Origin of the sequence: Novosphingobium organovorum (genome assembly GCF_022832435.1) — a bacterium.
Classification (GTDB): Bacteria; Pseudomonadota; Alphaproteobacteria; order Sphingomonadales; family Sphingomonadaceae; genus Novosphingobium; species Novosphingobium organovorum.
In genome coordinates this window covers 22662-35228 of record NZ_JALHLF010000008.1, presented here as the reverse complement: position 1 = coordinate 35228, position 12567 = coordinate 22662, and the positions used below count along the sequence as shown (strand labels likewise).

Here is a 12567-nt window from a genome sequence, read left to right as displayed (position 1 = left end):
TGAAATCAGGTGTCAGGTTAGCTTACATATCGGAGCGCTATCGCATTTCATTAACCACCAAAGCCGCGTAATTTCGTATTTGGCACGTCGTTTGCTTTGTTAGCTGGCAACCACAAGGGAACTAGGGGTAGTCATCATGATCCGTAAGTCTGCCAGCTCGATCGCTTTCGCCGCGACCATGGCCCTGTCCATGGCCACGCCGGCCCATGCGACCTTCTTCAACTGGGGCAGCAGCAGCTCGTCCTCGGGCGGCACAAGCACGCACACCCACTACTGCGATTGCGGCCACGCCTCGGGGGCATCGATGTGCAGCGGCACCACCACCTCGACGAGCTCGACTTCGGGCGGGACCACCACGTCGTCAACCTCGGGCGGCACGACGACCACCTCGACTTCAGGCGGCACCACCACCACTTCGACCTCGGGTGGCACGACCACCTCGACTTCGGGTGGCACCTCGGGCGGTTCGTCCTCGGGCGGCACCGATGTTCCCGAACCCGGCATGCTTGGCATGATGGGCCTGGGCCTGCTCGGCCTCGCCTACGCCCGCCGCCGCAAGCCGCGCGCGGCCTGAGCAAAGCCGGTCGCCGACGCTTTCAGGACCCGTTAGCTCCACCAAGGCGCCAAGCCCATCCAGGCGCCTTGGTCCGGGACCATCAGCCGGCCCGCTCCCTTGACCGGAAGCGGCGGCGACACGCTCCAACGCCGTCCAGGGTCAGCCCTGGGCGGCGTTTGCCTTTACAAGCTCACGCGCGATCGTCGCGTTGTTGGGATCGGCATCGGCCGCCGCCTTGAGCAGCGTGCGCGCCTTGGCCACATCGGCCCCACTCTCGAGCCGGACGTACCCGGCGACATAGAGACAATCGGGATTGTGCGCGTCGATCGCGACCGCGCGGTCGGCAAAACCGATCGCCTGATCGCCCTGCCCCAGATGCGAATGCGCCAGCGCCAGGCGCTTGAGCAGTTCGACATCGTTGGGGCTGCCCGCCAGCATCGGTGCGTAGATCGCGATGGCCCTGTCCCATTGCCCGGTGCTCATGGCCGCAGCGCCCGCATCGATACGCGCCTGCGCCGCCTTGAGCTGATCGGGCTGGAGGCGCGCCTTTAGCGCGGCCGCCTCGGGCGCTCCGACCGCTTCGGCGGCCTGACGGGCCGCATCGATTTCCTCGCGGCGAGCGAGCGGGCTCATCGCCAGCGGCTTGAGCGTGGCCCAGGCTCCGGCGTTGTCGTTCGTTTCGATCAGGGAAATGCCCAGCATCAGGCGCGCGTAAGGGTTGCCGGGCAGCGCCAGCGAGGCGCGCTTGAAAATCAGCCGGGCCTGATCCCCCTGCCCCAGGTGCAACAGCGCCTCGCCATAGGACATGCTCATCGCCGAGCCGGGATCGAGCTGCGATTCGCGGTTGCGCAAGAGATCGCGGATCGCAGTCCACTCCCCCTTCTCGGACATCAACTGGACCTTGAGCGCCTCGACCGCCGCAGGGTCCTGCCCCAGCTTGCCCGCCGCCTCGACGACCTGCATCGCCTTGTCGACCTGACCCTTGGCGTCGTACTGGTTGGCCAGTGCCAGACGCGGCGCGATCCGGTCCGGATAGGCCTTCACCACCTTCTCGAACGCCGCGATCGCGGCATCGGTCTGCCCGCGCGCGGCGGCCAGATCACCCGCCAGCGTCATCGTCTCGTAGGCCTTGGCATCCATGGCAACCATCCGGCGGTAGATCGTGTCCACCTGATCCAGATCGCCCGCATTGAGGCGAAAACGGGCATAGGCTTCGGCCAGACGAATGCCCCCGCCAGCCCCAAGCCCTTTTTCAAAGGCGTCGATCGCCGCGTTGCGGTTGTCGAGCGCAAGGTTGGCCTCGGCGCGCACCCGCCAGGCATCGGCGCTGGTGTCCGAGCCCAGCGTCTGCAATGCTTGGGCCGGGCGCCCGCGGATCAGCGCGATCTCGGCCCGGACCGCAGCCAGCCCCTTGTCCGATCCCCCGGCCTGCTCCATCCGGTTGAGCGCGCCCTCGGCGCCATCGGGATCGCCCAGGCGCAAGTACGAGCGCGCCAGCAGGGCAAGCATCGCGGGGTTGTTCGGATCGTCCTTGAGCGCGGAGGCTACTTCGATGCGCGCGGTGTCGTATTCCTCCTGCGCGAAACTCTTCTGCGCCTTCGTGAACAACGTCTCGGGACTGTCCCCGCAGCCAGCGACAAGCGTAAGGACAAGCAGGGGAAACAGGATGCCAGCGGGGCGAACGGGGGAAAATCTCATGCACCCGGCTCCTAGCGGTAAGGGCTGAAGTTTTGGTTATGCGGATAAATCGGCTCTTGTCGACACACCCGGTGCCCGCTTGCCCCTTGCGCGTCTGGTCAAGCGCGCGATGCGGCGCTATGGGCAGCCAAATTTCTTTACCGGAGTAGATGATGGGTTTCCGTTGCGGAATCGTGGGCCTGCCCAATGTCGGCAAGTCAACCTTGTTCAATGCGCTCACCGAGACGCAGGCCGCGCAAGCCGCCAACTATCCCTTCTGCACGATCGAGCCGAACGTCGGCCAGGTCGGCGTGCCCGATCCGCGCCTCGACAAGCTGGCCGAAATCGCCGGCTCGGCCAAGATCATCCCGACCCAGCTTTCCTTCGTCGACATTGCCGGGCTCGTGCGCGGCGCCTCGAAGGGGGAAGGCCTGGGCAACCAGTTCCTGGGCAACATCCGTGAGGTCGACGCGGTCGTCCACGTCCTGCGCTGCTTCGAGAACGACGACATCCAGCACGTCGACAACAGGGTCGATCCGATCGCCGATGCCGAGACGGTCGAGACCGAGCTGCTGCTGTCCGACCTCGAAAGCCTCGAAAAGCGCGTTCCGGCAGCCCAGAAGAAGGCCGCACAGGGCGACAAGGAATCCAAGGTCATCGCCTCGGTGCTTGGTCAGGCGCTCGACCTGCTGCGCGACGGCAAGCCCGCCCGCCTGACCCAGCCCAGGGACGAAGACGAAGCCCGCGTCTTCGCGCAGGCCCAGCTGCTCACCGCCAAGCCCGTGCTTTACGTCTGCAACGTCGAGGAAGAAGCCGCGGCCGAAGGCAACGCCTTCTCGGCCCGCGTGTTCGAGAAAGCGGCCGCCGAAGGCGCCACCGCCGTCATCGTCTCGGCCGCGATCGAAGCCGAACTGGTCGGCATGGAGATGGAAGACCGCCTCGTCTTTCTCGAGGAAATGGGCCTTCACGAAGCGGGCCTCGCGCGGATCATCCGCGCAGGCTACGATCTGCTCGAACTGATCACCTTCTTCACCGTCGGTCCCAAGGAAGCGCGCGCCTGGACCATTCACAAGGGCGCCAAGGCGCCTGAGGCGGCGGGCACGATCCACTCGGACATGCAGCGCGGCTTCATCCGCGCCGAAACCATCGCCTACGACGATTTCGTCGGCCTTGGCGGCGAAACCGCGGCCAAGGATGCGGGCAAGCTGCGCCAGGAAGGCAAGGAATACGTGGTCCACGACGGCGACGTCATGCACTTCAAGTTCAACGTCTGAGCGCCCGCTCCGACCATGACTACCGGCAGCGCGGGCGTCACTCGTCCGCGCTGCAATCCATGATCCCATCGTTCATGAAGGCGACGCGCTCCTGCGAATCGTGCAGGATCAACCGCGCGGGCCAGTGCACCGCGGTGCCGTCGGCTCCCTCGTCCGGCAGGCGCACGATGTCGAGCCAGTTCTCCAGACCGATGTAGGTCGAATGCGCCTTGCCCGGCAGCTCAGCGCTGTCGGTCTTGGCCGCATAGCGATCCAGGTCGCGCCCGACATGCATGAAGCCCTCGTCCGGTCCCGCCACGAAGATCGGGTCCTTGCTCCCCTTGGGCGTGAACAGGCACCCGCGGTGCGCCAGGCCATAGCGGACCAGATCGACCTTGGTGATCGGCTTGGGCAGGATCGGCTTGAACGGCGCCTTGCTCATCCGTTCGACCATGGCCACGTCCCTGGCGGCATCCGATTTCTTCTCGGTGGGGGTTTTCGTCCCACACGCCGTGAGAAGCGCAACCAGCGTCAAGCCCAGCCATAATCGTCGCATCATTTTTACCCGAACTGTTTCGCGATGCCTGCGCGTGCAGGCTCAACGCGGGTAAAACAAACACGTGGAAGCGAGGTTCCGAAAGGCCCCCTCATAACGACCCTCCAGCCCTCCGGCTCGCAGAAGGGGCAGAAGGGTAGTCCGGTGGCGGCTTATAACGGGCCGCTCACTTGCGCCCGAACAGCTTCTCGATGTCGCCATGCGCAAGCTTCACCCAGGTCGGACGTCCGTGGTTGCACTGGCCCGAACGCGGGGTGCGCTCCATCTCGCGCAGCAGCGCGTTCATTTCGGCCACAGACAGCGATCGCCCGGCCCGCACCGAGCCGTGGCAGGCCATCGTCGCGAGCACGAGGTCGAGCTTTTCGCCGAGCAGCAGCGCGTCGCCGTTCTTGGCCAGATCGTCCGCCACGTCGCGCACCAGCGCCCCGGCGTTCGACTTGCCCAGCACCGAAGGCACCGCGCGCACCAGCATGGCGCCCGGGCCGAAGCGTTCGAGCACCAGCCCGAAGCGCGCCATATCCTCGATCTTGTCCTCGAGCGCATCGCACGCCGCTTCTTCGAGCTCGACGACTTCGGGCAGCAGCAGCGCCTGGCTGCGGGTCATCGCGTCGCCCGCCCCGGCCGCCTTCAGGCGTTCCAGCACGAGCCGCTCGTGCGCCGCGTGCTGGTCGACGATGACCAGCCCATCTTCGGCTTCGGCGATGATGTAGGTGTCCGAAACCTGCCCGCGCGCAACGCCCAGCGGATAGCGTAGCGCTTCCTGTTCGGCCGCATCGGCCTCCTCGGACAGCGGTTCGGCGCGCCCCTGCGGCTGCGCCATGACCTCGGCTTCATACGAACGCCAGGCCGCGGCGCTTTCCGAGACGGCGGGGCGGACCGGGGCGAACGAACTGCGCTGGGGTGCGTATTCGCGCGCGAAAAGCGAGCCGAGCGAAGGTGCGGGATCGGCCCGTGCGGGCGCCATCGGTTCGACCTGCCAGTTGCCCATGGCCTGCGCGGAGGGCGCCTGCGCGCTCTTCTGCCCGGCCCCTTCGAGCGCATGGCGCAGCGCCCCGACAAGAAAGCCGCGAATGAAGGTGGGATCGCGAAAGCGCACTTCGGTCTTGGCCGGGTGAACGTTGACGTCGACATCCTCGGGCGGGATCTCGAGGAACAGCGCAAGCACCGCGTGGCGATCGCGCGCCAACATGTCGGCGTAGGCCCCGCGCACCGCCCCTGTCAGCAGGCGGTCCTTCACGGGGCGTCCGTTGACGAACAGGTACTGGTGGTCAGCGACGCCACGGTTGTAGGTCGGCAGCCCCGCGACGCCGGTCAGATGCGCGCTGCCCCGTTCTGCGTCGATCAGCACCCCGTCCTCGGCCAGTTCGCGCGCGACGAGACGCGCGACGCGCGCCGCCAGTTCCTCGCGCGGCTGCACCGCGATGACCCGCCGTCCATCGTGTTCGAGCACGAAGCCGATGTCGGGCCGCGCCATCGCAAGGCGGCGCACGACGTCCTGGCAGGCCGCCCACTCGCTGCGCGCCGAGCGCAGGAACTTGCGCCGCGCCGGGACCTTGGCGAACAGATCCTCGACCCGGATGCGCGTGCCGGGCGGCAGCGCGGCCGGTCCGTTCGCGGTGACCACGCCATGGTCGGTGACGCGCTTCCAGCCTTCCTGGGCGCCGTGCGGACGGCTCTCGATGGTGAGCTGCGCGACCGAGCCGATCGAGGGCAGTGCCTCCCCCCGAAACCCGAGCGTTGCCACCAGTTCGATATGTTCGTCGGGCAGCTTGGAAGTCGCGTGACGTTCGAGCGCGAGCGCCATTTCGTCGGGCCTCATACCGCAGCCGTCGTCGGTCACTTCGATGAGGTCGAGCCCGCCTGCGGCAAGCCGCACGGTGATCTGGGTCGACCCTGCGTCGATCGCGTTCTCGACCAGCTCCTTGAGCGCCGAGGCTGGCCGCTCGACCACTTCGCCAGCGGCGATGCGGTTGACCAGATGTTCGGGCAGACGGCGAATCGTAGGCATTGAAAATCCTGAACAAACATGGTGTTGCGCGGGCCACCTGCGGCCCGTTCCAGGCCATCATGGGGGTCTGGACACCTTCGCCAGCGAGGCTAACGACGAAACGGCCCGATTTCGAGACGGATACCCGTTAAAACCCACCGAAATTCGACACAAATTTTTGGCGTTTCGCAATGCCATGGTTTAAGGGCATGTCTCCCACGCAAACCAGACTATCGCCCCCCCGCATGATTCTGCGGTAAAGCGATTGAAAAGCATACGGACAATTGATGGCTGGCCCCTTCTCGCGATTCTTCAAACTCGGCTCTCAGGACATGGCGATCGACCTTGGGACCGCCAATACCCTCGTCTATGTGCAGGATCGGGGCATCGTTCTGAACGAGCCTTCGGTCGTCGCCATCGAGACGATGAACGGCGTCAAGAAGGTCAAGGCCGTCGGGGACGACGCCAAGCTGATGATGGGCAAGACGCCCGACAACATCGAGGCAATCCGCCCGCTTCGCGACGGTGTCATCGCCGACATCGAAATCGCCGAAGAGATGATCAAGCACTTCATCCGCAAGGTTCACGGCAAGTCGAACCTGTTCCGCTATCCCAAGATCGTGATCTGCGTTCCCTCGGGCTCGACCTCGGTTGAACGCCGCGCGATCCGCGACGCGGCGAGCAACGCGGGCGCCCGCGAAGTGTTCCTGATCCTCGAGCCCATGGCCGCTGCGATCGGCGCCGACATGCCCGTGACCGAACCGGTCGGCTCGATGGTCGTCGACATCGGCGGGGGCACCACCGAAGTCGCGGTGCTTTCGCTGCGCGGCCTGGCCTACACCACGTCGGTGCGCGTGGGCGGCGACAAGATGGACGAGGCGATCGTTTCCTACGTGCGCCGCCACCATAACCTGCTGATCGGCGATGCCACCGCCGAACGCATCAAGAAGGACTACGGCATCGCCGTGATGCCGGCCGATGGTGCGGGTGAAACGATCTACATTAAGGGCCGCGACCTCGTCAACGGCGTGCCCAAGGAAATCTCGATCAGCCAGGCCAACGTCGCCGAGGCACTGGCCGAACCGATCGGCGCGATCATTGAAGGCGTGCGAATCGCGCTTGAAAACACCGCCCCCGAACTCGCCGCCGACATCGTCGACCAGGGCATCGTGCTTACCGGTGGCGGCGCGCTCATCCGCGGCCTTGACGATTACCTGCGCGAGGAAACCGGCCTGCCGGTGAGCGTGGCCGAAGATCCGCTTTCGTGCGTCGCGCTGGGAACCGGCCGCGCCATGGAAGATTCGGTATACCAGGGCGTACTGATGTCCGCCTGAACCATCGCCCCGCGGGGCGGGCCGTGATCGCTCGCCCCCGGAAGAAGGATGTAACGTTCGGCCGAGCCCTTCGCGGGCTGGCCGACGCCAGTTGGAGTGCAGGCGCATGGCGCCGCCGACAAACAAGCGCTCCGGATATTCCCGCAGGGCGCAACTTTCCTCGTTCCTGAGCCACACGGCCGGTGTCGTCAGCATGCTGATCGGCCTCGTGCTGATCGCGATTTCCGCGATCAACCCGAGCAGCTTCTCCAGCCTGCGCTCGCTTGCCGCCGACGCCACCGATCCTGCGGCCGAAGCCACCGCGAAGAGCCGCAACGTGGGCCAGCAGGTGCTCGCCAGCGTCACCGGTTTCTTCAAGATCGGGGGCGAAAACGCGCGCATGCAAAAGGAACTTGCGATCGCCAAGACCAAGCTGGTCGAAGCGCGCGCGATCAACGCCGAGAACCAGCGCCTCAAGAAGATCCTGGGCATCACTCAGCAGCGCGACGACGTTGTAGCGGTGACCACGCTGACCGCCTCGACCCCGTCGAGCACGCGGCGCTTCGCGACGATCGGTGCGGGCAGCAACAAGGGCATCCACAAGGGCATGCCGGTCCGTTCGGCCACCGGGCTGATCGGGCGGGTACTCGAGGTGGGCGCCACGAGTTCGCGCGTGCTGCTGATCACCGACACCGAAAGCCTCGTCCCGGTGCGCCGGGCGAGCGACGGCGTCGCCGGTTTCGCGCAAGGCCAGGGCGACGGAACCTTGCGCGTGCGGCTGGTCAATCTGGGGATCAACCCGCTCAGGAAGGGCGACGTAATCGTCAGTTCGGGTTCGGGCGGGCTCTACCGTCCGGGCACGCCGATGGCGGTGCTCACCGAAATCCTGCGCGATGGCGCGATCGCGCGCGTCATCGGCCATCCCAGCGACACCGACTTCGTGATGATCGAAAACGTCTGGGCCCCGCCGCCACCGCCGCCCTTGCCCGCGGCGACCGGAGCCAAGCCGTGATCGAAGGCTATTCCGGCCGACGCGACAAGGCGGCGGGCACGCGGATCAACCGTGCGCCCTCGCCTGTCATCGCGCGTGTCGTGCCCTGGCTGACGATCCTGTTCGCCTCGCTGGTGCCCGGCTGGCTGGTGATCGCCTCCGCACCGATGCTGCCGCCCTTCGGTTTCCTTACCTACATGGCCTGGAAGCAGATGCGGCCGGGGCTCCTGCCGCTCTGGGCGGGCTTGCCGCTCGGTCTGTTCGACGACCTGTTCTCGGGACAGCCGTTCGGTTCGGCGGTCCTGCTCTGGTCGTTCTCGGCGATCGCCATCGACTATTTCGAGGAGCGCTTTCCCTGGCGCAACTTCGCGATCGAATGGCTCGTCGCAACCAGCCTCATCATCCTTTATGTTCTCGCGTGTTACCTGCTGGCCAACCTGGTCGCAGCCCATGCCCCTGTCAGCGTTGTCGTGCCCCAGCTCGTGCTTTCCGTGTTCGCCTATCCGCTCATCGGCCGCCTCGTGGGCCATTTCGACCGCTGGCGCCTCATCGCATTCCGGGTCCTGCGATGAAATTCCGTTTCCGGCGCGCGCAAAAGCCGCAGCGGCACATTTCCTCAGGCATCCTGCGCAACAGCTTCGAGCGACGCGCCGTGGTGCTGGGCTCGGTCCAGGGCGGCGTGGCCTGTCTGCTCGCCGCGCGCATGGGCTATCTCGCGATCTTCGAGAACGAGAAGTACAAGCTCGAGGCCGAGAGCAACCGCGTCAACCTCTCGCTCATTCCGCCGCGCCGCGGCTGGATCCTCGATCGCAACGGCACCCCGCTCGCGTCCAATCGCGCGGATTTCCGCGTCGACATCATCCCTGAACGGTTGCAGGACAAGGACGCGACCATCACGCGGCTGAGCGAACTGCTCGACCTCGATCCGGTCAAGCGTCAGGACTTGCAGGACAGCCTCGATTCCTCGCGCGGGTTCGCCCCCGTCGAAGTGGCGAGCGGGCTTGACCTCGAACGCTTTTCGGCGGTCAGCGTACGCCTGCCCGATCTGCCCGGCGTGGTCACCCAGCGTGGCTATTCGCGCTATTATCCCGACAGCGTCAACGTTGGCCACCTGGTCGGCTACGTCGGCGCGGCTTCGGCCGAGGATTACGCGCGCGATCACGATCCGCTGCTGCTCACGCCCGGCTACAAGGTCGGCAAGGACGCGCTCGAGAAGGTGTTCGAGAAGCAACTGCGCGGCACGCCCGGCGCCCGGCGCACCGAAGTGACCGCCTCGGGCCGCGTCGTGCGCGACCTCGAGACGCGCGACGACATTCCGGGCGAGACGGTCAAGCTGACCATCGATGCAGGCCTGCAGAACTACTGCGCGCGGCGTCTGGGAACGCAATCAGGCTCGGTCGTGGTGATCGATGCGCAGAACGGCGATCTGCTGACGATGGCCTCGATGCCCAGCTTCGATCCCAACAGCTTTTCGGACGGCATCGGCCGGCTCGAATGGAAGATGCTGTCGGACGACGACCATGTGCCCTTGCGCAACAAGGTCCTGCGCGGGCTCTATCCGCCCGGATCGACGGTCAAGCCGATGGTCAGCCTGGCCTTCCGCGAAGCCGGGCTCGATCCTGAGGAAACCGTGTTCTGCGGCGGCGGCCTGCGCGTGGGCAACCGCGTCTTCCACTGCTGGAAGCGCAGCGGCCACGGCACGGTCAACATGGCCAAGGGCATCTACCAGAGCTGCGACGTCTATTTCTACGCCATGGTTCAGCGCATGGGCATGGACGTCATTTCGAAAATGGCCAAGAAGCTTGGCCTGGGGCAGGAATTCGACCTGCCGGTCACGGGCCAGTCCTACGGAACGGTGCCCAGCCCGGAATGGAAGCTGCGCAAGTACGGCAAGGAATGGCAGACCTTCGATTCGGTCAACGCCACGATCGGCCAGGGCTATTTCCTCGTCAATCCGCTCCAGCTCGCAGTCATGGCCTCGCGCATCGCCAGCGGGCGCCAGCTGATGCCGCGCCTGCTCTACACCGGAAAGCCGCAGGACGCCGAACCGCTCGGCATCCCACAGGACCATCTCGACTATGTCCACCAGGCCATGCGCGACATGGTCAACGGGCCGGGCACAGGGCACGCGGCCAGGCCCCCGATCGAGGGGCTCGAGATCGCGGGCAAGTCCGGTACGGCGCAAGTCGTCAGCCTCAACATCTCGAACGGCAAGTCAGGGCCGTTCAAGTACCGGGATCACGGCCACTTCATCTGCTACGCGCCGTGGGACAAGCCGCGCTACGCCTGCGCGATCTCGATCGAGCATGGCGGCGGGTCGGGCGCGGCAATCCCGCTTGCCCGCGACATCATGACCTACCTGTGGGACAAGGATAAGGGTCTGGAGCAGCTCGAGGCGCTGGAAAAGGGATGGGGCGGCACGCCGCAGGAACGCGCCGAGGCGCGCTACGCGACCTACGTGCGCGAATTCGGCGTCACCGCGCCCAAGGTCACCCCCGAGCAGGAAGCGCAGGCGGTCAGCGCGGCCGATGACACGCAAAACTCGCCCCAACCCATCATCAGCGACGCGCAGACCCCGCGACCCGATACGTCGTCCGCCGACGATGGCTCGGGCGGATCGGCGCAAACACCCGCTGCGCCCGCGACCACTCCCGCGCAGCGCTCCACGACCAGCACAGGACCCGAAAACCCATGAGCCGCCCAAGCGTGCCAGCGGCCCTCGCCCGCCAGCCCTGGATCGTCTTCATCCCGCTCTTCGCGCTGATGACGCTGGGCACGCTGGTGCTCTATTCGGTCTCGGGCGGCAGCTGGAAGCCCTATGCGCTGGCCCACCTGATCCAGTTCGCGGTGTTCCTGACGATGGCCTTCGTCATCTCCTCGTTCAGCCGCAACTTCTTCCGGGTCATGGCCTATCCGACTTACGCCGCCGTGCTGATCCTGCTGATCCTGGTCGAACTGGTCGGCGCCGTTGGCATTGGCGTGGGCGCGGGCAGCCAGCGCTGGCTGGACCTTGGTTTCATGACGCTGCAACCCTCCGAGTTGATGAAGCCTGCCATCGTGCTCGTCCTTGCGCGGTTCTACGAGACCCTGCCCGCCCCGCTCACGCGCAGCTGGCGCGGGCTGATCCCGGCGGCCATGCTGATCGGCGCACCCGCCCTGCTGGTGCTGATCCAGCCCGACCTTGGCACCGCGCTGGCGATCTGCTTTGGCGGCGTGGTCATCATGTATCTGGCCGGACTGCCGCTCAGCTGGTTCATCGGCGCGGTCGTCCCGCTGATCCCGATCGTGCCCGCCGCCTTCTTCTTTGTCCTCCACGACTACCAGAGGAAGCGCATCCTCACGCTGTTCGATCCCGAAGCGGACCCGCGCGGCGATGGCTACCACATCATCCAGTCAAAGATCGCGATCGGCTCGGGCGGCTTCTTCGGTAAGGGCTTCGGCAACGGCACGCAAAGCCACCTCCAGTACCTTCCCGAAGCGCATACCGACTTTGTCTTTGCCACCATGGCCGAAGAATGGGGCATGCTTGGCGGTCTCTTCGTGATCGGTGTCTTCGCGATCATCCTAGGCTGGGGCATCGGGGTCTCGCTCAAGGCGCAGGACCGCTTCTCGAGCCTGCTGGCGATCGGCATGAGCACGACGATCTTCTTCTATGTGGCGATCAACCTGATGATGGTCATGGGGCTCGCGCCGGTGGTCGGCATTCCCCTTCCCTTCATGAGTCACGGCGGCACCTCGATGATGACCAACATGATCTGCGTGGGCATTCTGCTGGGTGTAAACCGCTGGAACCGTGGCCCTTCCTCACTTTCGTAAAATAATTGAAAGTTTCCTCTTCCCATCCAGAATTGAGGCGTTATAGGAGCCTCTCCGCCGCCGAATCGGCGAAGTCAAACGGCTTCGAAGAGATGGCAGCACGGTGGAAAAGTGGACGCATAGCTCAGTTGGTAGAGCAGCTGACTCTTAATCAGCGGGTCCTTGGTTCGAGCCCAAGTGCGTCCACCAGTCACCACTTCATCCCTCGCGGATGATCCCAATCGTGGGGACGCATAGCTCAGTTGGGAGAGCAGCTGACTCTTAATCAGCGGGTCCTTGGTTCGAGCCCAAGTGCGTCCACCATTCACCACTTCATCCCTCGCGGATGATCCCATTCGTGGGGACGCATAGCTCAGTTGGTAGAGCAGCTGACTCTTAATCAGCGGGTCCTTGGTTCGAGCCCAAGTGCGTCCACCAC

10 protein-coding genes and 3 tRNA genes are annotated in these 12567 nt (G+C 65.5%); 10 read left to right on the top strand and 3 right to left on the bottom strand.

Going from position 1 to position 12567, the window contains the following annotated elements; translation table 11 throughout:
* The first annotated feature begins 136 nt into the window (after positions 1-136).
* Complete coding sequence (locus tag MTR62_RS03935; RefSeq protein WP_244017161.1) at positions 137-574, top strand: PEP-CTERM sorting domain-containing protein; 438 nt, start codon at positions 137-139, stop codon at positions 572-574.
* A 141-nt stretch (positions 575-715) separates the two neighbouring features.
* Here MTR62_RS03935 and MTR62_RS03930 read toward each other — a convergent pair whose 3' ends face one another.
* Positions 716-2254, bottom strand: a complete 1539-nt coding sequence (locus MTR62_RS03930) for a tetratricopeptide repeat protein (protein ID WP_244017159.1) — start codon at positions 2252-2254, stop codon at positions 716-718.
* Positions 2255-2406: 152 nt separating this feature from the next.
* Here MTR62_RS03930 and ychF point away from each other — a divergent pair, with 152 nt between their 5' ends.
* Entirely contained in the window at positions 2407-3507 is a 1101-nt protein-coding gene (ychF, locus tag MTR62_RS03925; protein ID WP_244017157.1) for a redox-regulated ATPase YchF, read from the top strand.
* Between the two features lie 37 nt (positions 3508-3544).
* Here the strand turns inward: ychF and MTR62_RS03920 are convergent, their stop codons facing one another.
* Positions 3545-3940 carry a hypothetical protein gene (locus MTR62_RS03920; protein ID WP_244017155.1) on the bottom strand — a complete coding sequence of 132 codons (396 nt, stop codon included), beginning with the start codon at positions 3938-3940 and terminating at the stop codon, positions 3545-3547.
* A gap of 268 nt (positions 3941-4208) precedes the next feature.
* Positions 4209-6050, bottom strand: a complete 1842-nt coding sequence (gene mutL, locus MTR62_RS03915; RefSeq protein WP_244017153.1) for a DNA mismatch repair endonuclease MutL — start codon at positions 6048-6050, stop codon at positions 4209-4211.
* Between the two features lie 266 nt (positions 6051-6316).
* Here mutL and MTR62_RS03910 point away from each other — a divergent pair, with 266 nt between their 5' ends.
* The 8 genes from MTR62_RS03910 to MTR62_RS03875 all read left to right on the top strand — a co-directional run bounded on the left by MTR62_RS03910 (position 6317) and on the right by MTR62_RS03875 (position 12566).
* Entirely contained in the window at positions 6317-7363 is a 1047-nt protein-coding gene (locus MTR62_RS03910) for a rod shape-determining protein (protein ID WP_244017151.1), read from the top strand.
* 106 nt (positions 7364-7469) lie between these two features.
* Positions 7470-8354 (top strand): rod shape-determining protein MreC, encoded by an 885-nt coding sequence (gene mreC / locus MTR62_RS03905; protein WP_244017149.1) that lies wholly within the window; start codon positions 7470-7472, stop codon positions 8352-8354.
* Positions 8351-8905, top strand: a complete 555-nt coding sequence (locus MTR62_RS03900; protein WP_244017147.1) for a rod shape-determining protein MreD — start codon at positions 8351-8353, stop codon at positions 8903-8905. The genes mreC and MTR62_RS03900 overlap by 4 nt, the downstream gene beginning before the upstream one ends.
* Complete coding sequence (gene mrdA / locus MTR62_RS03895) at positions 8902-11028, top strand: penicillin-binding protein 2 (protein ID WP_244017145.1); 2127 nt, start codon at positions 8902-8904, stop codon at positions 11026-11028. The genes MTR62_RS03900 and mrdA overlap by 4 nt, the downstream gene beginning before the upstream one ends.
* A complete protein-coding gene (gene rodA, locus MTR62_RS03890) occupies positions 11025-12149 on the top strand; it encodes a rod shape-determining protein RodA (RefSeq protein WP_244017142.1) in 1125 nt (374 codons plus the stop codon). Before mrdA ends, rodA begins: the two co-directional genes overlap by 4 nt.
* Positions 12150-12262: 113 nt before the next feature.
* Positions 12263-12338 (top strand) — tRNA-Lys (locus tag MTR62_RS03885).
* A gap of 38 nt (positions 12339-12376) precedes the next feature.
* A tRNA-Lys gene (locus tag MTR62_RS03880) sits at positions 12377-12452 on the top strand.
* A gap of 38 nt (positions 12453-12490) precedes the next feature.
* Positions 12491-12566 (top strand) — tRNA-Lys (locus MTR62_RS03875).
* Position 12567: the final 1 nt, after the last annotated feature.